This window comes from Rheinheimera sp. 1928-s, assembly GCF_029269265.1.
In the GTDB taxonomy this organism is placed as follows: Bacteria; Pseudomonadota; Gammaproteobacteria; order Enterobacterales; family Alteromonadaceae; genus Pararheinheimera.
This window is the reverse complement of sequence record NZ_JARIXP010000003.1, coordinates 97,200-117,132: the sequence shown is the minus strand read 5'-3', so window position 1 is coordinate 117,132 and position 19,933 is coordinate 97,200. Positions and strand designations below refer to the sequence as shown.

Annotated in this window: 18 protein-coding genes; 7 read left to right on the top strand and 11 right to left on the bottom strand. The window is 46.3% G+C overall.

Going from position 1 to position 19,933, the window contains the following annotated elements; all coding sequences use genetic code 11:
* Positions 1 to 16: 16 nt before the first annotated feature.
* Positions 17 to 871, bottom strand: coding sequence for a formate/nitrite transporter family protein (locus tag P3C17_RS08260; RefSeq protein ID WP_300928977.1), 855 nt, complete (start codon positions 869 to 871; stop codon positions 17 to 19).
* A gap of 430 nt (positions 872 to 1,301) precedes the next feature.
* On the opposite strand from P3C17_RS08260, the gene P3C17_RS08255 reads away from it, so the two are divergent.
* From P3C17_RS08255 to P3C17_RS08245, 3 genes are all read left to right on the top strand, one after another.
* The gene (locus P3C17_RS08255) at positions 1,302 to 2,582 is read left to right on the top strand and encodes a nitrate regulatory protein (RefSeq protein ID WP_300928976.1); all 1,281 of its coding nucleotides are present in this window, start codon (positions 1,302 to 1,304) and stop codon (positions 2,580 to 2,582) included.
* Positions 2,583 to 2,680: 98 nt separating this feature from the next.
* Positions 2,681 to 3,019: an FKBP-type peptidyl-prolyl cis-trans isomerase gene (locus P3C17_RS08250; protein WP_300928975.1), complete on the top strand. Its 339-nt coding sequence runs from the start codon at positions 2,681 to 2,683 to the stop codon at positions 3,017 to 3,019.
* Positions 3,020 to 3,174: 155 nt separating this feature from the next.
* A complete protein-coding gene (locus P3C17_RS08245; RefSeq protein WP_300928974.1) occupies positions 3,175 to 5,310 on the top strand; it encodes a TonB-dependent siderophore receptor in 2,136 nt (711 codons plus the stop codon).
* Between the two features lie 85 nt (positions 5,311 to 5,395).
* Here the strand turns inward: P3C17_RS08245 and P3C17_RS08240 are convergent, their stop codons facing one another.
* The 4 genes from P3C17_RS08240 to P3C17_RS08225 all read right to left on the bottom strand — a co-directional run bounded on the left by P3C17_RS08240 (position 5,396) and on the right by P3C17_RS08225 (position 8,432).
* Positions 5,396 to 6,331 carry a M14 family metallocarboxypeptidase gene (locus tag P3C17_RS08240; RefSeq protein ID WP_300928973.1) on the bottom strand — a complete coding sequence of 312 codons (936 nt, stop codon included), beginning with the start codon at positions 6,329 to 6,331 and terminating at the stop codon, positions 5,396 to 5,398.
* 33 nt (positions 6,332 to 6,364) lie between these two features.
* Positions 6,365 to 7,018 (bottom strand): DsbA family oxidoreductase, encoded by a 654-nt coding sequence (locus tag P3C17_RS08235; RefSeq protein ID WP_300928972.1) that lies wholly within the window; start codon positions 7,016 to 7,018, stop codon positions 6,365 to 6,367.
* A 180-nt stretch (positions 7,019 to 7,198) separates the two neighbouring features.
* On the bottom strand, positions 7,199 to 7,750 hold the full coding sequence (locus P3C17_RS08230) for a porin family protein (RefSeq protein ID WP_300928971.1): 552 nt from the start codon (positions 7,748 to 7,750) through the stop codon (positions 7,199 to 7,201).
* A 118-nt stretch (positions 7,751 to 7,868) separates the two neighbouring features.
* Positions 7,869 to 8,432: a hypothetical protein gene (locus P3C17_RS08225; RefSeq protein WP_300928970.1), complete on the bottom strand. Its 564-nt coding sequence runs from the start codon at positions 8,430 to 8,432 to the stop codon at positions 7,869 to 7,871.
* 128 nt (positions 8,433 to 8,560) lie between these two features.
* On the opposite strand from P3C17_RS08225, the gene P3C17_RS08220 reads away from it, so the two are divergent.
* The 4 genes from P3C17_RS08220 (at position 8,561) to P3C17_RS08205 (ending at position 10,107) form a co-directional block, all read left to right on the top strand.
* A complete protein-coding gene (locus tag P3C17_RS08220) occupies positions 8,561 to 8,755 on the top strand; it encodes a ribosome alternative rescue factor ArfA (protein ID WP_300928969.1) in 195 nt (64 codons plus the stop codon).
* A 129-nt stretch (positions 8,756 to 8,884) separates the two neighbouring features.
* Positions 8,885 to 9,133: a hypothetical protein gene (locus P3C17_RS08215; protein ID WP_300928968.1), complete on the top strand. Its 249-nt coding sequence runs from the start codon at positions 8,885 to 8,887 to the stop codon at positions 9,131 to 9,133.
* A gap of 2 nt (positions 9,134 to 9,135) precedes the next feature.
* A complete protein-coding gene (locus tag P3C17_RS08210) occupies positions 9,136 to 9,423 on the top strand; it encodes a cell division protein ZapA (protein WP_300928967.1) in 288 nt (95 codons plus the stop codon).
* 120 nt (positions 9,424 to 9,543) lie between these two features.
* Complete coding sequence (locus P3C17_RS08205) at positions 9,544 to 10,107, top strand: hypothetical protein (RefSeq protein ID WP_300928966.1); 564 nt, start codon at positions 9,544 to 9,546, stop codon at positions 10,105 to 10,107.
* 42 nt (positions 10,108 to 10,149) lie between these two features.
* Here P3C17_RS08205 and P3C17_RS08200 read toward each other — a convergent pair whose 3' ends face one another.
* The 6 genes from P3C17_RS08200 to P3C17_RS08175 form a co-directional block, all read right to left on the bottom strand.
* Complete coding sequence (locus tag P3C17_RS08200; protein WP_300928965.1) at positions 10,150 to 10,689, bottom strand: hypothetical protein; 540 nt, start codon at positions 10,687 to 10,689, stop codon at positions 10,150 to 10,152.
* Positions 10,690 to 10,753: 64 nt separating this feature from the next.
* On the bottom strand, positions 10,754 to 12,670 hold the full coding sequence (locus P3C17_RS08195; protein ID WP_300928964.1) for a S9 family peptidase: 1,917 nt from the start codon (positions 12,668 to 12,670) through the stop codon (positions 10,754 to 10,756).
* A 121-nt stretch (positions 12,671 to 12,791) separates the two neighbouring features.
* A complete protein-coding gene (locus P3C17_RS08190; RefSeq protein ID WP_300928963.1) occupies positions 12,792 to 14,132 on the bottom strand; it encodes a hypothetical protein in 1,341 nt (446 codons plus the stop codon).
* Positions 14,133 to 14,213: 81 nt separating this feature from the next.
* A complete protein-coding gene (locus P3C17_RS08185; protein ID WP_300928962.1) occupies positions 14,214 to 15,194 on the bottom strand; it encodes an HD domain-containing phosphohydrolase in 981 nt (326 codons plus the stop codon).
* Entirely contained in the window at positions 15,194 to 18,514 is a 3,321-nt protein-coding gene (locus tag P3C17_RS08180) for an MHYT domain-containing protein (RefSeq protein ID WP_300928961.1), read from the bottom strand. The genes P3C17_RS08185 and P3C17_RS08180 overlap by 1 nt, the downstream gene beginning before the upstream one ends.
* Before the next feature lie 154 nt (positions 18,515 to 18,668).
* Positions 18,669 to 19,838 carry a dipeptidase gene (locus tag P3C17_RS08175; protein ID WP_300928960.1) on the bottom strand — a complete coding sequence of 390 codons (1,170 nt, stop codon included), beginning with the start codon at positions 19,836 to 19,838 and terminating at the stop codon, positions 18,669 to 18,671.
* Between the last annotated feature and the right edge of the window lie 95 nt (positions 19,839 to 19,933).

Here is a 19,933-nt window from a genome sequence, read left to right as displayed (position 1 = left end):
GCTCCTGGCAACATCATCAGGCTTTGGCCAGAGTAGCGACAGGGCTTTCAGCTGTTTTAGCCGTCAGGGTACGTTTGGGGGCAGTTTTATAGTGGGTGCTGTACAAGGTTAAACCGGTAAAAGCTAAACCACCGACCAGGTTACCCAAAACCGTTGGGATTTCGTTCCAGATCAGATAATCCATTACAGAAAAATCACCGCCCATCATCATGGCAAAAGGAAACAGAAACATATTGACCACAGAATGCTCAAAACCCATAAAAAAGAACAACATAATAGGCATCCACATTGCTATCACTTTGCCGCTGACATGGGTAGAAATCATAGCGCCCACCACACCCATAGACACCATCCAGTTACACAACATGCCACGCAGGAATATGGTCATCCAGCCTGTGACACCATGTTCGGCATAACCTAAAGTTCGTGCTTCACCCACACCAGCCAGTTTTTGCCCCACTGCGTCGGGTTCCAGATGGAAACCCATAGTCAGCACAAAAGCCATCATGGCGGCTACAGTTAAAGCTCCAAGGAAATTACCTGTGAATACCAACCCCCAGTTACGCAGTATACCCTGCACTGTCACACCAGGACGGCGGTCCAGCAAGGCCAGCGGTGTTAATACAAAAACGCCTGTCAGTAAGTCGAACCCCATCAGATACAACATAATAAAACCGACGGGGAACAGCATAGAACCTACTAAAAAGGAACCAGTTTGCACCGCTACTGTCACAGCAAAAACTGCAGCTAAAGCCAGAATAGCGCCCGCCATATAAGAGCGGATCAATGTATCCCGTGTAGACATAAATATTTTGGATTCGCCGGCATCGACCATTTTGGTCACAAACTCGGCTGGAACTAAATAAGCCATAGGTTCACCTCTTCCTGTTGTTGCTATTAGTTTGTTCAGGTGCTGTTTTTTTAAAAACAAAAAAGGCGTCCGGATCATTCTGTTGCCAGAAGATCACGGGACGCCTTTGTCCTGAATATCATTTTTGTATGCAGGGAGGTGTTTCCCACCTCCGCCTTTTTAACAGAGCAACTTTAATGCCAGCTGATGCTTTTATATCAATACATTGATTTTGTTTAGTTTTCGTAAAACTGATTTTGGAGGACTGTCAGTGCAAGGTGCCATTGTTGTGCGTTTTCTGCACCGTTACAGGGCATTGCTGCTTTGTGCTTCACGGCGAAAATACCGATTTTTTCTGACAATCCAGCATTAACGCGCTCTGGCAGCCGTTGCTGAACGCGTGGAATAACCATTGCTAGAGTTTAGCAATGTAAAGCTCTGTGAGTGATCCATGAATCATCCAACGGCACTCTTTCTGCTGGCCGCTAAACAAGCCGAAATAAAAGCGCTGCAGCAGCTTTCAACCAGCTGTTTACTGGTCACCAGCATCAGCGAGCTGGTGCATCAACTGCAGCGTGAGCGCGGTATTAGCAATATTTTTCTGGCCTCAGGTTGTGAGCTATTTGCAAAACAGCGCCAACAGCAGTTGCTGCAAAGTGTTCAGGCCGAGCAGCAACTGCGCACCGCATTAAACAAACAATACCTGCAAGGGGCTGAACCTTGTCATAGCAGTCGTTTACTCAGTGGTATCTCTCTAGCTTTGCAGGGCGTTGATCATTTGGCTGGACTGCGTGAGCAAGTGCAACTGCAAAAAATAACGCCGTTGCAGGCCACTGAAGCTTATAGTCGCTTAATTGCCGCCTGGCTTGCCGTGGTCCTGGAGTCGGCCGATTTAGCTTGTGACGCTGGCATTACCCGTTTTTTGGTCGCCTTATTTAACTTACTGCAAACCAAAGAATATGCCGGACAAGAAAGAGCCTGGGGTGCTATGGGCTTAGCTTCGGGTCAGTTGACCACAGAGCTGGCCGAGCGTTTATTATTACTGCAACAGGCGCAGCAACACAGCGCTGCTGTTTTTCTGGAATTTGCTACAGCGGAGCAGCAACATCAGTGGCATTTGCTTGAAGACGCGACAGCAGCAAAACAACTACGCCAACTGCGCACTATGATGCAGCAACTGGCAGGCACTGCGGCTCCAGTGCCTGCGGTCAGTGATTTGTGGTACCAGTTTGCCACTGAACGCATGGATGCTATGCATCTGTTACAGGCTGGCTTAACCTCAGAGTTACAGCAACTGACATCAGCCACAGTAGCAGCTGCGCAGCAGCAGTTACAGCAGCATCAGCACAAGTTGACTGAATTAACAGAACTGCCCGCCAGTGCAGGTTTAACCTTACTGATTGACCCCAGTATGCCGGGTTTATATGGTGCTTCTGTGCTGCCATCAAGCCAGGCTGAGCAAAATTTGCAGGCGCCCAGCCGGTCCTTTTATCAGCTATTGTCTGAACAGGCTCAGCATATTCGCCAAATGCACACCGAATTGACGGATGCTCGCCGGGCTATCGACGAACAAAAGCTGATAGACAGAGCTAAGTTATTATTGATGCAGTACAAAAAACTGACCGAAGAGCAAGCCTATCGCCAATTACAGCAAAGCGCGATGAAACAACAGTGCCGTATTGCCGATGTGGCCGATGCTGTGGTGAAGGCTCTAAAGCCAGTGAAAACTTAGCTGAAGCATTGGCATCTTCAGACTGTGATCTTTTCTGGTTTTAATCTGCTTGGTGTTTAGAGCTATACTCTGCGCAAAAAATACAGAGCAGTGTGGATATGAGCGCAGAATTAACAATAGAAGACCTTGTCACAGGTCAGGGCAAAGCGGCTGAACGTGGCGCTTTGATCACTGCCCATTATCGTGGCTGGCTGGAAGATGGTACAGAGTTTGATTCGTCCTATAAAAGAGACGAAGCTTTTCAGTGTATTTTAAGCAACAACAGAGTGATCCAGGGCTGGATTTTAGGTTTAAAAGGCATGCAGGTGGGTGGCAAACGTAAATTATGGGTGCCTGCCCATTTAGCGTATGGCGAACGCCAGATTGGCACTATGATCCCACCACACTCAAATCTGATTTTTGAAATTGAATTGCTGGAAGTGCTGACGCGGGACTAATGATTTCGTTGTGAAACACAGCTGTTTTGTTATCAGTAGGTTATAGACTTGAAACCACTTACATTAGCTCGTCGTATAGCTCCGCTGTTTATCTTAATCTAGTTGATAACGATTCGTATTAGTGTATTATTCGCCCAACTTTATTGGGGGTGATCATGGCGTTACAACAGAAATTCAGAAAGTTGCCAGTGGTATTGGCAGTGCAATTGGCTTGTATGGTAACTGTGGTGCATGCCGCAGATGAAAAAGCCGAAAAAGACATTGAAAAAATAACAGTCAAGGGCCACTACACGGTCAATGAAAATATTGATACGGCTACAGGTTTAGGTTTGTCTTTGTTTGAAACCCCTCAGTCCGTCAGCGTGATTACCTCACAACGTATTATCGACCAGGGGTTCAGCGGTATTAATGAAGTGATTAGCCAGACTGTTGGTGTGTCAGCAAAGCAGCTTGATACTACTCGCAATACATTCAGTGCCCGTGGTTTTGATATAGATAAATATCAAATTGATGGCGTGCCTTTAGCCTGGAGTTTGGCTGGCGACTCAGGTGAAACTATTACTGACGTGTCGATTTATGAGCGTATTGAAGTGGTGCGTGGCGCTACGGGTTTACTGACTGGTGCTGGTGATCCTTCCGCTTCTATTAACTTAGTACGCAAACATGCTGATTCAGCTGAGCTGACAGGCTATGTCAATGCAGGCATTGGCCGTTGGAATAACAGATTTATTACGGCGGATCTTTCTACGGGCTTAGATGCAGAAGGCGATTTACGCGTACGTTTTGTTGCAAAGAAGGAAGTTGGCGATAGCTTTATGGACATTCCTGAAGACGATAAAACTGTTCTTTATGGCGTAGTCGATGCTGATTTAACAGACAATACTTCTGTCAGTTTTGGTAGCAGTTATCAGGATAATGACCCTAAAGGTTCAACCTGGGGTGGTTTAGCTGCGTGGTTTAGTGATGGCACTGCAACCAACTGGGACAGAAATATCACTTCTGCTGCCGATTGGACGTATTGGGCATCCACCAACGAAAATACCTTCGTTAATCTGGTGCATAACTTTGCGAATGGTTGGCAGGCGAAAGTGAGTTTCAACAGCACTAAAAATACTGCGGACACACAATTACTTTACTTGGTTGGCTCACCAGACAAAGAAACTGGTTTAGGTTTGTCGCCATGGCCTTACAAAAGCTCAGGCACCAGTGAACAAGACAGCCTGGATCTGCAGTTAAAAGGTGATTACCAGCTTTTAGGTCAGAGCCATGAGTTCGTTGTAGGAGTATTAAACAGTAAGCAGGAAGCTGAAACTGTTACTTTTGGAGTGCTTTCGGCTGATACTTCAGTAGGTAATTTCTATCAGTGGAATGGCAAAAGTTACTCTGAACCTGTCTGGTCAACGACCAGTGCAGTAGCCGTCGATTTAGAGACAGAGCAGGATGGTTACTATGCAGCAACCCGTTTTTCTCTGACTGACGATTTAAAACTGATTGCTGGTGGTCGTTTATCGAAGTGGGAACGTACAGGGGTTAACTACGGTGTGCCAGAGAACTTCGGTGATGACAGCGTATTTGTTCCTTACGCTGGTTTAATGTACCAACTGAGTGCAAACCACAATGCCTATATCAGTCAGACCGAGATCTTTAAACCGCAAAATGCCCGTGTAGCTTCAGGTGCTTTTATTGATCCGCTGGAAGGCACAAACACTGAATTGGGTTTAAAAAGCTCCTTCCTTGATGGCGCAGTACAAACTGCGGTAGCTGTATTTAAAGTGGATCAAGACAATCTGGCTCAGCCAATTGGCACTTTCCCGCAAGTGGATGGTCGACCTCTGGAAACTATGTACCGAGCTGCTCAAGGTGTGGAAAGTAAAGGCTTTGAAGTGGAGTTGATAGGCCGGTTAACAGATAGCTGGAATATCTCAGCTGGTTATTCTCAGTTTAAAGCTGAAGATGCTGCTGGTGTTGAAGTGAACACTGATCATCCTCGTAAAAAGCTGAACCTGTTTACGACTTATGACTTTGTGAATGAGTTAGAAGGTTTAGTGATTGGTGGTGGTATCAGCTGGGAAGATGAGCAATACAGTGGTACAGCACCAAAGATACTGCGACAGGACTCTTATAGCCTGGTCAGTTTGATGGCGCGTTATGATGTGACAGAGCAGTTTTCTGTGCAGTTTAACGTCGACAACCTGTTTGACGAAACTTACTACAGCCAGATTGGTTTCTTTGATCAATACGGCTACGGCACACCACGTAACTTCACTTTAGGCGCAACTTACTCTTTCTAAGCAGGGTCAGAGCCTTGGCTCTGATCTGATACCTGAATAAGCTAAAGATGAGAGGGTCAGAGTTAAAACTCTGACCCTTTACTTATCAAGCTAAAGCGTAATCCACGCCTGCACAAATCACCGCAACCTGAGCAGCATTGCATTGCTGTGGGCTGGCTTTTGGGCTATCCGGATAGACTTCAGTGGTGGTGACAAATTTGGCATCTGTCATACCGCCACAAAGTCCCAGTGAACGTTTTGGGTAATTCACTACGCCAAATTGGGATAGTTTTTCGCCAATCAGGCAGCCATTTTCATCGGCTTCAGCGATATGAGTAACTTTCTGCACTGCTTCGATAATAGCGCGCTGAAAACCAGCTTCTGGTTTAGCCGTATCTCCCACCAGATAAAATCCGTCTGGAATATTCCAGTTGGTGTTCACAGTGCCATCTCGGGCCGCTTTGGCCGGACGAAATTCGCTGTTGTCTGAGTCGGTAGTTTCATGCAGGTCGATATGCACTAACACTTCGCCTGAGTGCTGACGTACAAAAGCCATAGCTTTTGTTGCTTCATCAGACTGACTTTCAGCGCCAAAGGAACGGTTAGGGTCTACTGCTTTTGGATTCCAGCGATTGATGGTTTCATAACCCCATGGACTGATACAAGGCAAAACCAGCAGGTTCACCTTGTCGCTGTAACGGCTGAACTCTTCTTTAACAAACTTAAGCGCGCCTTGTACCCCACTGGTTTCATACCCATGCACACCGCCAGTGATCAGCACTATCGGATTACCTTCTTGCCAGTTTTTGCTGCGCACAGCAAACAGCTCATACAAAGGTAAATCAAAACTGCGGTAATCCAGCTTGCCGTAGCTAACCAGTTCAGCTGTATCAGGTAAATGCTGAAGGAGCGGTTTCACTACTTCGTCTTCGTAGCTGCGTTTAATTTGTTGCTCGCTCAGCCACTGTTGTTTTTCAGTGTCGCCCCAAGGCGTGCCTACAGTGCCAATGTGATAAATAAAGTCTTTAGTTGGGGTGGTCATACCGCACCTTTTTTGTTTTATATGAATGTGTTGTTATTCAGTGGTCATTTCATCAGCAATTTGCAGCAGACTTGCGGCTAAAGTTGCAGGGTCCTGCGCACCTGATATCAGATAGCGCTGGTTGATCACAAAAGCCGGCACCGAACTGATACCCGCTTGTTGATACTGGGCTTCTTCAGCACGTACTTCGTCAACAAACTGCTCTGATTGCAGCACTTTTAATGCTTCATCCGCATTAAGTCCGGCTTTTTCTGCGCATTTTTGCAGAACTTCGGTTGTGGACACATCCTCTGCAAAACCAAAATAAGCTTCAAATAAGGCTTGTTTCATCGCTGTTTGTTTGTCAAAGCCAGCTGCCCATTTCACCAGACGATGCGCATCAAAGGTATTGCAGGTAAAACGTTGCTGCATTTTATCGAAGTTAAGCCCTAAATCAGCAGCAACCTGCATCATGGACTGCTGTGACGCACGCATTTCGTCTTCGCTACGACCATATTTTTTACTTAACGCCGGTAATATAGGCTCGGGAACCAGTTTTGGATCCGGGTTCAGTTCAAAAGCCCGCCATTGAATATTGACGCTGACTTTATCTTTGATGCTATCCATGGCTTGTTCCAGTCGCGCATAACCTATGGCGCACCAGGGGCAGGCAATATCGGAGACTAAATCTATATGCAGGTTTTTCATTACAGATCCTGAATCAGGGAAGAGATTCAAGCGATCTGGTTACGTGGCTGATAAATATCAAGAGCAGTACAGGCATTTGTCGACGAGAAAGTGCTGGCTTGAGTTGTACGTACCAGTCGGGATGCTCATCCCAACTGGTATCAACATGGTGTCAGCTTTTAATGTGCAGAATTCAGCTGATTAAAAGCGGTAATTGATGCCTGCGCTGATGCTTTCTACATCCAGGTTATCTTCATCATCACCTATTTCTGGTAAGACAGCGTATTCCAGGTTAAGGCTAAGGTTCGTCGTAATACGCAACTCTGCGCCTGCGCCATAAATTAGACCATCTTCGCTGTGGCTGTCGTCCAGTATGCCGTCTTCATCATTGATATTGATGTCGTACTTGGTTTTATTAAAACCAGCGATGCCGTACACAGATAAGGTTTCCAACAAAGGCCAGGACGCTTTTCCGAGCACTGAATAGCTGTTATCTATACCTATTTTGACTCGGGTTAATGCTCCGGAATACTCTTCATCCTGCACCCCCACACCTAAACGGCCTTCTATGGCAAAGATGTCATTAAACTTATAACCAGCCACCCCTGATACCAAACCAAAATCCCAGTTGGCATCATCAACACTTTGCTGGCTGTACTGAGCACCAAAATAGAGAGGTTGTTCAGCCTGAGCTGAAAATACTGCTGCTGAACAGCCTAAACCCATCAATGCGACTGCAATTTTTTTTAACATATTTTTCCTTAAATAGTCTGAGAATGCTGCCAGGCCTGGAGGCATGGCCGGTGTCCTTGAATGGACTGAAGGTAAAATATGTTAATTATTGTGAATGTGAGATTAACGAAAATATGCTTTAGCAGCTCTGATCACCGTCAATCAGGCTAACACTGGCATTATCCAAATTAATTTTGACTATCCCGGCAGGGCGGATAGGTAGATAAAAATCACGTTGTAGTAAATAGGGTGATTTTTTAAAGCAGCGCCATTGCACAGAGCTGACTGAGTGCAGTAGTTGCTCCAGTTGCGGTCTGGTATAGAAAGCGCTAAGACCAAAGCTTTTCAGCACAGAACCATCCGCTTTGTAAATCACCACCACTTCGCCATGTCCTGAGTTATACCAATTATCCAGAGTGATCAATTCCCCTTGATTGCTGACAAAAATAAATAACGGAGAGACTTTATTTTGCAATGACAGTTGCTGATAAGGCTGATAGTGACCCTGATGATCCCAGCGAAAAAAACTGGCTTTGGCAAAATGAGGCTGATTACTGGCATCTCTGTTGGGTAAAACTCCTGGTTCAACCCTCACCAGTATTGACGCATCCGCACTTAAAGCAGCCATAGGCTCAGGGGGCTGCCAGCTGTCGGCATCTAAGATAAAACTGAAGAGTAAAAGCAGCGGCGCTATAAATTTCATTCTGACGATTCCGGCTTTAGTGATGCGCTTTATCATAAAGCAGATCTGGCTAAAATAAATCAGTGCCAGCAATTTACTCCGATAGATTTTGGCTCTACACTTTGCGCGTTTTTTACACAGGAGGCCTTATGGCAAAAAAACCAACGGCTGAGCATGGCCGCGGCGAGATCCGGGATAATGCACTCAAAGCTTTAGTGACCAGTAAATTATTTCAGATGCAGGTGGTGAAAGCGAAAAAAGGCAAAGGCTCCTACAGCCGCCAGAAGTTTAAACAAGGGCAGAAGTGTGATCACTCTGCCCTTTTTGTTTCTGTCGCTCACTAAATTTATTCACTTCGCTTGTTATTATTCAGCTCAGGTTCAAGACTTCAGGTTCATTCTGCCCTCGCTTGTAATCAATGACTTACTTGTCACCATCCAATTTTCAACCCACTAATGCATTAAGGGAATTTTATGTTTGAAGCCGAATTCAGCAAGTTAGAGCAGTTAATTCAGAAATTAATTTCTGAAAATCAGCAGCTCATTGCACAAGTACAGCAATTCGATCAGAAAGAGCAGCAGTTGCAGCAGGAACTGAAAAAAAGCACAGATCAACTGGAAACCTTGCAGTTGCATGCCATGGAGTCTGACGACCAGAAACAAAGGGCACAGCAGAAGCTACAACAACTGACTCAGTTGTTTGAACAACAATTGTCAGCCTGACCATGTTAAAGCAGCCCTTAGTGGTCGAACAGAAAGTAGTGATAGCCGGGCGTGAGTACTGGCTGCGCTGCACTGTAAAAGAACAGGCCGAGCTGCAGGAAGCGGCACGGCTGCTAAACACTAAAATTGCTCAGGTAAGACAAGGTGCAGGGCATTTGTCGATGGAGCAAAGCATAGTGCTGGCGGCTTTAAGTTTAGGCCAGCAACTGGTGACTCAGCAAAGCCCGCAATTAGATCAATGCCAGCAAAGGTTGGCTAAGTTAGTGGCGTTAATTGAAGCCAAAAACTAAACAGTTTATTTTTTGAACTGGTTAAGTTTTGGTTCATCCGGATAAGCCACACTGAATGTATAAAGTAAGCCAGTGCAGTAACAGGGGTTACAGGATTTTTCCGATGGAAGGAGCAAACATATGACGTACTTTAAGCTAGTGATCACTGCAGCCGCCGCTGTTTATCTGAGTGCCTGCAGTTCTGTTGCAGACGACCAGCAACATTATGTGCAAGTGCAGAAAGAGAATTCGCAAAAAGTAATGATTGTGGTGCACAGCGATGCAGCTGTACCTGATGCTTTAATACAGGCATTTAACCGCGAAGTTCCGGCCGTAGCGGCGGAACAGGGCTTTCAGATTGTGGATGCTCAAGCGCGTCAGTTGACTGAAGTACCAGCCCTGACAGATGTGGATATGGTGCTTTATGTCGATATCCAGCGTTGGTCTGAGCAGAGTGCTAAATTGCTGGCTTCAGAGGCTACGGTAGAGCTGGAGTACAAACTGGTGTCTGCTACTTCTGATCAAACACTTTGGCATCATAAAGAAAAACAGACGGATACCCGTTTTGCCATGGCTGAAAAGTTCTTACCTGAAGCTTTGTACCAGGCTTTTTTTGAAGCTTCGAGCGCCTATGAACAGCAAGCCAGTTCTGTGACGAAAGAAGCTTTCTCTGATTTCCCTGAAGCTCTGGCTGCTCAGCGTTAAACTAAGAACAAGGTCAGAGTCACCGACTCTGACCTGACTTACCTACTTACAAGGCTGGCTCTTGCTGTTGCTGTCACAAATATGGATTTTATTGGTGTAATCCAGCCACAAATCCCATTCGGTTTGCAAAGGTAAACTGCGCCATACCTTGTTAAATACATAGAGCGACTCTTTGCCCGCTATGGATTTGTGCAAAATTTTGGAATAAGCGCCGCTTTTGCTTTTGCACTCAGACACCCACACCAAGGTCGGATAACCATTCACCGGCTCTTCGCTCAAAATCTGACTATCAAACAACTCGTCGCAATTACGCTGGCCTTGCTGATCATCAATGGTTTTAGTTTTCATCAGGTCGCTGTTGGGCTGTTGTTCAAACACAAAACTTTGCACATAGTTTTCTGAATCAACGGATTGCCAGCGCATCTCTGTGACATTCTCTATATCTTTAGGATTGCTTTGGCTGACTGTCCATTCACCTTCAGGCAAAGGCATAGGTTGCTGTAACCGCTCGGTGTAACGCGGTATGGCACAAGCGGCCAGTAACATGCTGCTGATCAAAACAAAGCTGAAGTTGGTTTTCATAGGACTCAAATTATTTATCATCAATGGGAGCAGAGCTTTTATCTGCTCCCTGTTGTTTCGGATGCTACAGGTATTTTTGTAAAAAGGCTAAATAAGCCTCTTGTGCCTTAATACGGTTTTCCTTTTTCAAAAAACCATGGCCTTCATCCGGAAATAATACATATTCGACCGGTACATTCTGAGCTCGAATTGCTGCTACCATTTCATCGCTCTCAACCTGCAGTACCCGAGGATCATTAGCCCCTTGCACCACCAATACCGGCTTTTTCACTTTGTCGCCATGGAATACAGGGGAGATACGACGCAAACGTTCACCGTCTACTGCCGGGTCGCCCAGCTCCGCATACAACGACTCACGGAAAGACTCCCACCAAGGTGGAATACTCTCTAAAGTGCGAACCCAGTTGGTCACGCCAAAGATATTAATGCCGACTTTAAACTCATCAGTAAAAGCCATAGCCGCCATTGTCAGATAACCACCGTAGCTGCCCCCCATCACGCCAATGCGGTCTGCGGCCACCCAATCCAGCGATTGCAGGTATTTTTTACCGTACACTATGTCCTGTAAATCGTCTTCGCCGTGTCTTAAATCATCCAGGTGGAAAAAGGTTTTGCCATAACCGCTGGAACCTCTGTTATTGACCGATAACACGGCATAACCCTGATTAACCAGATGCTGAATAACGGGGCTGTAGCCTGTGCGTGACTGACCACCTGGACCACCATGGATCCAAATCAGTGCAGGAACTTTAGTACTGTTGCTGGCTTGTTTCGGTTTATACAGCAGGGCAGGTATAGCTAAGTCGTCAAAGCTTGGGTAACGCACTACTTCACTGTTCACCAGTACGCTTTCATCTATGGCTTTATCCAGTGCCTGAGTTAAACGTTCTGCTGTGGGTTCTGACAGTTTCCAGACAAATAAATTAGAAGGGCTGTTGTCGGCGTTGACATAAAAACTCAGGTACTGGCTGTCATCCGAAAAGGTGACACCCCGTAAATCACCTGCAGGTAATTCAGGTAACTGCAGTGCTTTGCCTGTGCTTTGGTCTGTGATGCTGATTTTGGTCGATGCATCAGCGTTGACCGCTTCCACTTTGTATTTATTATCTTTGCTAAAGCCAATGTACATAATGTCCCAGTCGGCTTTGCTGTAAGGTTTTACTGCTTTTTCAGCGATGTTGTAGGCAAAGGCTTCGCTGAACTCAGATTTTTCATCACTGCCAAAAATCAGCTGATTATTATCACGGCTAAAACCATAGATGCCATGCGATACATTGCCTTGATGCGGCGTGATATGTAGTGGTGTTTTGTCTGCGCTTTGCAAATCAACCAAATACAGGTTGTTGTCAGCATTAGTGCGCTCTTTCGATAAGGCGATATAACGGCCGTTATCACTTAAAGCGCCTATGTCATAACCTTCATTGTTCTGATACACCAAAGTGCGTTGATAGTCGGTGCTGTTGTAGCTATACAGGTCAAAAAACTTCGGGTCCCGTTCGTTACTCATTACCCAGAATTGGTTGTCATCTGTCCAGCCAATAAACTCAGCTTTGTGTTTATCGCCAGGTGTTAAATCTTTGACTGAGCCATCCAGTTCACGCACATATAAGTGATGCAGCTCGTTACCGCCCTGATCGGCACGATAGAGGACACGGTCATCCAACGGAAACCAGCCTACAGGTAAAATAGATTCGGTGGTGGAACTGGTCAGGGGCGTCCAGGTTTTGCCATCCAGACTGACTTTATACAGGTTAAATACACCAGTCTCATCAGACGCCACTAACAGCGCATCGGCTTTGTGGTTAATATCATTGCCCAAGTAAGACTTGGTGGCATAAAACTGAGTTGGGCTGTAGCCAGGAATAGCTTTGGCCTCAACCTTAGTTTCTGCCACTGCGGTGTCGGTTTTTGGCGTTTTATCACAGCCACTGAGCAGCAGAACACTGACCAATGCCGCCAGATAAAGTGGGTTTTTTTTCATACAAAATCCTTGTTTTAAGTTATGTTTCAGCTGTTTTCCTAACACTACTTAAAGTCAGGATTGGAGGAAAAGGAGCCTGCGTTTTGTGATAACGCAGGCCACTTATGCTTCTTCACTGTATTTAAAGATTAACATCAGCGCTAATTGAAAGTGATGAATAATCGGACCAGTCTCCGCCAAACACTTCGTCATCCGCGGCTCTGCTTCTTTTTACCAGATTTCTCAGAGCACTCTGGTAATTCGTTTCGCTGGCATATTTTGATAAAGACAGTTGAATATACAGATCTGAAACCATCTCTAATTTTTCTTCCATGTTGTAGTCTGCCGGCAAAATATTTTCCGGGTATTTGCCTTGCATTGGCCCGAAAAAGGCTTCGCTGTATTCAGAACCATCCATCATGCTAACTTCAGCACGAATTGAGAACATTGCATACTGATTTGCATTAGGAATTGAATAGTTGTTTGAATCGGACGTAATAAAGTTGTCAAAAGCCAAGGCCATACCTTCAAGTGGAGTGACATCTGGCTGGTCAAGAGAGGTGGTACTTGGGTTTGTAAGATTTACTGCTTTTCTGCGACTGACAAAGATATTTACCGACTGTCCATCTTCTGTGATCCGCTGAAAGTTGGTGCCACTCAGGTGAGCCCGTATCAGATTATCCAAGCCTGCAAGCACCGGGAATTCAGTGCTGCCTTGATCGATAGGGGTGCTGAGCATAGTGCCATCGATTTCATGTATCACTCTGACATTATTGAAATTTATGTCAACATTGGCCGGATAAAGTGTAGCGAATTGGTCCAACTGTACTTCCAGATCTGTATTGATGTTGTAATTAGTCAAACGACCAGCTGCTAATTCAGTGCTCGCCGAGTTTAAAACTGTCAAAGCAGGCCAGGCTCCTCCTGTGGTCCGGCAAATTTGGGCATTCCTAAAAACACCGCCATAGGAGGAAAGTTGTCGAAATGCGACCGGGCTAGTAGCTCCAGCCAACGTCATACGCTCAATACTAAATCCCTGCGCTGAGCTCACCCGAACATCCTTGGTTTGACATTCACAGCCTTGGGTTGAGGAGCCTAAAGCAGTAAATTTTCCGAGGTCACCTACAGGGTGCTGAGCTCTGGATTCTGCATAAATCTGTGTCCCAGAGGTCGTTTCTGTTCGGGTAATAAAGGCTATATTGACTGACTGAGTGGCAGGAATTACCGCTGTTATTTTGCCTTGAGTATCAGGGATGTGCCGGCTCTTTATCGCCCAATTCGAATCGTAGACAACAAGTTCAGCATTGGTGGCAGGGATCTCTGTCCGGCAAAGGCTTTGCTGTACTATGTCAGCCGTCAGAGTGACTGTGTTATTACCTCCACCTGTACCCCCGCCATCACCTCCGCCATCACTTCCGCTGCCACCGCAGGCGGTGAACAGTATGGTGCTGCTGAGTAATGTCATTAACTTTAGTTTGTTCATTATGAGTCCTTTCTTGTGTGATAAAGCGGCAGTTTCCGGGAGTTTAGCCAGGTTAAGATACTAATTAATAAAAGCTTTGTATTATTCAGCCCAACGTTGTTTGATTTCAAGGATTTGTTGCAAATTTTCATCAAGCAAATCAACCAGTTTGGGTTCAAAATGCAGGCCTTTTTGCTGGCGGATATGCTGCAGTGTGTCTTCAATACTCCAGGCCTGTTTGTATGGCCGGGCGCTGGTTAAGGCATCAAATACATCGGACAAGGCGACAATACGGGCTTCAACCGGTATTTGCTCAGCACTCAGGCCAAAAGGGTAGCCTGTGCCGTCCCATTTCTCGTGGTGATACAAAGCCACGGCTTTGGCCATTTTTAATAAGTCAGATTCACAATCGCCGATAATCTCTGCACCTATCAGCGGATGTTTTTGCATCTCTGTGTATTCTTCACCCGTCAGTTTGCCGGGTTTGAGTAAGATATTGTCGGCAATGCCAATTTTACCTATGTCGTGCATAGGGGCTGCATGTAGCAAGTCTTCGGCTTTTTGTTCGCTAAAACCATAAGCTAACGCCAATACCTGAGCGTAGTGACTCATACGCATCACATGTAAGCCGGTTTCATTGTCTTTGTATTCTGCAGCCCGGCCTAAACGCTGGATCACTTGCAGCCGGGTTTGTTTCAGCTCTTGCGCCTGCACTAAGGACAAATGGGTTTTCACTCTGGCCCGCACCACAGCAGGGCTGATAGGCTTGGTGATGTAATCCACTGCTCCTACTTCAAAACCTTTGGTTTCATCCATTTCATCTTTTAGCGCTGTGACAAAAATAACCGGAATAGCGCTGGTTGCCGGATTGGCTTTTAAGCGGGCGCAGACATCAAAGCCGGTTAAGCCTGGCATCATCACATCCAGCAGTATTAAGTCGGGTTGTTCTGTTTGCAGCAGCTGCAAGGCTTCTTCACCACTTTTGGCAAAAAACAGGCGGTACTGCTCCTGCAATACAGTACGTAATACTCTTAAATTAGTGGGTTCATCATCCACCAGTAACAGGCTTTGTTTGTCTGTCATCAGAGCTCTCCTTCCGCCAGCTTCTGCGTTAACTGTTCCAGTAGTTGCAGCGCCAGGTTAAAGTCAAAATCGTTGACGGCATCCAGCAACATCAGTAGCGCAGGCTGATGCTCGCCGCTGTACTGAGCCAATTGCTCTATGCTTTGGTCGTCCAATTCATGCCGTAATAAAGACTGTTTTAAGCTGTCGAGCATGGTTTTAAGTTGCTGATTATCCAGTTGTGTTGACTGTGCTTTCTGAGCCACAGGCTGCTCTGTCAGCAGTTTTTGATATTCAGCTTCATATTTAGGCCAGCAGCCCAAAATTTTCTGCACTAATTCCATGGCTCTTTGTTGCTGCTGCTGTCGGCTTGCCTGTTCCAGCTCGGCGCAGGCTTTACTCAGAGGATCCAGCCCAAGATTCGCGCTAACACCTTTAATCGCATGCGCCTGTTGCTGCACTAACTGATAGTTTTCGGCTTGTAATTCTGCGATGGCCCGCTGTAACTGAGGCAGTTGTTGCTGTAAAAATTGCTGCAATTGAGGCAAATAAGTGGGCAGATTGCCCCAGAGCTGCAGTGCTTTTGGCAAGTTCAGTAATTGATCGGATGCCGGAGTTGGCGCAAGCTGGGATAAAGGCTCCCGCACTTCAATCTGCAGCACCTGGGCTATTTCAAAACATAAAGCTGCAAAATCTATAGGTTTACTGGAAAAACCCTGCATGCCCGCTTCTTTGGCAGCTGTTTTATCTTCGTCCAGCACACTGGCAGTTAATGCGATGATCGGCAGGGTGGTGTTGTGATGGTTTTGCTCCCATAAGCGAATTTGCTGGCAGGCTTTCAGGCCATCCAGGTTGGGCATCTGAATATCCATCAGCACCAAATCAAAGGGCTGTTGCTGCACAGCTTTTACTGCTTCGATGCCATCTGTCACCGCCGTTACCTGATGTCCGGCACGTTGTAATAGGAGTTTCAACAGTTCAAGATTTTGTGGGATGTCGTCTGCTATCAGTACTTTTAAAGCTGGCAGCGCAGGCACATAACCTTGCTGAGCAGCAACAATGGCTTTACCTGCTTTGAGCGGTAAACTGAATTCAAAACAACTGCCCACACCTTCAGTACTTTGGACGCTGATTTCGCCGCCCATCAATTCGACTAACTGTTTGCTGATGGTGGTGCCAAGGCCTGTGCCGCCAAAACGGCGGCTCATTGATGCATCGGCTTGAGTAAAAGCATCAAAAATCAAGGCTAAGCGATCGCTTGCTATACCAATGCCGGTGTCCTGAATACTGAACTTCAGTTGTTGGTCTGCTGTTGGAGTCACCCGAACCAGCACAGAACCTTTGTCAGTAAATTTAATGGCATTGCCGATCAGATTAGTTAGTACCTGACGTAATCGGTCCGGCGCGCCGTAATAAAACTCGCCGAGTTTTGGATCCAGTTCCAGCTTCAGTTCCAGTTGTTTTTTACGCGCCTGGATCCATAAGGTAGACACCACGGCATCCAATACAGCAGGTAAAGAAAAGTCACTGCACTCCAGTTCCAGTTTGCCTTTTTCCAGCTTGGCGCTGTCGAGAATATCGTTCAGTAAATGCAATAACGAATGAGCCGAACCATGGATAGTCGCCAGATGTTTTTTCTGTTCCGCGGACAAGTCCGAACTTAACAGCAAATCGCTGAAGCCGATAATGGCGTTCATGGGTGTACGAATTTCATGGCTCATATTGGCAAGGAAAGCGCTACGGCTTTCGGCGGCCTGTTCAGCTTTATTTTTGGCTTCCAGCAGGTCGACTTCCATCTGTTTACGTTGGCTGATATCCATAATAAAACCATCCACCCAGATGATTTCACCTTGCTTGTCCCGCACGGCCTGCCCCATTTCCAGTACCCAGTGTACAGAGCCACTTTTGTGGATAATGCGGTATTCCAGTTGAAAACTTTGCTGGAAAAAATCCAGTTGTTGCAGCAAGTGTTCATCCTGAGGATGAATACCAGACATCCAGCTGCGTTTGGCATCCGGCAACATAAAATCTGCTGCCGGATAGCCGGTAATACTTTCTATGGAATCACTGATAAACACCATATCCCAGTTTTCATTGTACAAACAGCGATACGCTGCACCCGGAATATTGCCAATTAAAGAGCGGAACTTTTCTTCGTTTTCTTTCAGCGCTTGCTCCATCCGCAGGCGCTGGCTGATGTCCGTAATAAAAGCGACAAAAATATCTTCGTCCGGTAATTTGGCATGGCCTATAGCTAATCGTACCGGTATTGGCTGACCATTTTTATGCACTGCTTCAACATCCCGGCCTATACCCATAATTTTTGCTGTGCCAGTGGTCAGGTAGTTCGTCAGATAAGAATCATGTTCAGGGCGAATAGCGGCGGGGGTGAGAATATTGACGTTTTTATGCAGTAACTCGGCTTGAGTCCAGCCAAAAATCTGTTCTGCGGCTTTATTCATACCCTGGATGAGGCCCTTGGCATTAATAGTGACTATGCCATCTACCGCTGTGTCCATCATGGCCAGTAAACGGCTTTCACTGGTTTTGACGACAGCACTGACTTCGCGGTATTTCAGCAGCAAGTTGATAGCCACAACAAAACTGCTGATCACTAAGGTGGTAAAAGTAATACCCATAGCGAGCACCAGCGGCATTTCGCCAGCCTGATCATCAGGGACAAAACCGGGTGGAGGCACAAAACGGGCTGCCGCCATCCCTGTGTAATGCATGCCACTGATAGCGCCGCCCATCACCAGACTGCTCAACAGCGTTAACCATTGCGGGGCCAGATTAAAACGTTTTAAACCAAAACGGATCCAGAGTGCCACTATGGCAAGCACCACAGCAACCAGAATAGAGAGTAAAAACATCGGCAAGTCGTAACGTAAAGCGACCGACATTTGCATAGCGGCCATGCCACTGTAGTGCATGGTGCCAATACCAGCACCCATCAGTACTCCACCTAATAACAGCTGAGGCAGGCTGATCCGCTTTTTACTGATCAGATCCAAAGCAACCCAGGACGCCGCGACACTGGGTAGCATAGACAACAAGGTTAAACCAAAGTGGTAATTGACTTCTGTGCATAAAGTGAAGGCCAGCATGCCGATAAAATGCATAGACCAGACGCCACCGCCAAGCGCCACACTGCCGCTGCCAAGCATCAATAAACGTAAGGAATTTTTTCGGACACTAATAGCCTGAGCCGTGATTTGCATCGCCATGGCAGAAGCAAATACAGCTATTAAAAACGATAACACCACTAAACTGAGATCGTAACTGCCGGATAACAGCAATGGATCGGCTGGATGTTCAAATAACTGACGTAACCATTCCATTACTTTTACCTCTTACAACTGACTCGTCTTACTTGAAGCTGCAACTGTGTTGCCAGGGGTTTTTGCGCCAATGACATAGTGGGTTATTGTCATTGGCGATTTACTATTGGTTGCCTCCCTGCAACTTCAATTTTATAGAGCAGTATAAATGCAGTTAGTGTTTAGCTGCATAGTCCTCTACCGCACGCCAAACCCGCAATGTATTTCCGGATAAGATTTTTTCAATCTCTTGTTCAGTGTAGCCCCGTTCCAGTAAACCACGGATCAGGTTCGGGTAGGTCGACACATCTTTCAGCTGTTCTGGCAGAGAGTCACCTACACCATCATAGTCAGAACCTATGCCTACGTAGTCTATACCCACCAGCTTTTTCACATAGTCGATATGATCCAACACCTTTTCTAAAGAGGCAAACGGATAAGGGTTGGTTTTGCGATAATTTTGGCTGAATGCATCTTTGTCTGTCTGACCTGAAGCTTTAAAAGCCGCGTCCCGTTGCAGGCCCCACTGATTGGCGGCATTAACGATAAACGCAGAACCAAAGTTGATCTGCAGTACACCGCCATTTTTGGCCAGCGCTTTGAGCATCTTATCGTCCATATTGCGTTCAAAACCCGGCACTAATGCCCGTAACGAGGAGTGGGACGCAATAACAGGAACTTTACTGATCGCGACCGCCTGATAAAAGGCATCATCTGACACATGAGATACATCTACCATCACACCTGTTTCGTTCATCGCCTTGATCAGCTCTTTACCAAAAGGACTTAAACCTTTCCACTGCCGGCGTAAATCGTAGCTGGAGTCGGCTATATGATTACTTTCGGAGTGAGCCAAAGTGATGTATCTGATACCACGGTCATAAAAGTGTTGCAGATTCTCCAGTTTGCCTTCGATAGGAGTGCCATTTTCCATACCCAAAGCCAGGGAAATTTTGCCTTCTTTAAAGTGTTTCGCCAGATCCGCGCTGCTGTAAGCCATGGCAAATTTATCCGGCGCACGGCCCACTAAGGCTTCCATATTGTCAATCAGCTGGTTCGCCAACAAATAACCGCCGCCTTTTTTCTCATAAGAAGACGGAATGTAGATCGACATAAAAGGCGCATTTAAACCACCGGCTTTAGCGCGGGGGTAGTCAAATTCGCCTCTTTTGGTGGCTTTAGTCACATCTTCCCAGTCGTCATGCAAACGGTAAGGCACGTCGATATGAGTGTCGATAATCAACGTGCTTTGGGCGATTTTATTCGCCTGTTGGCTAAAGTCTGCGGCCTGAGTCTGCAGGCCAAAAGCGGCAATTAAACTGATACTAAGTAGAGTAAAGCGCATAGATCCCTCGATAGTTTTAACTGCAATGCAGTCGTTTTTTCCTAATCTATCGCGCTTTACACTTCGGGTATAGAGCAAGCTCTGTTTCTGGTCGC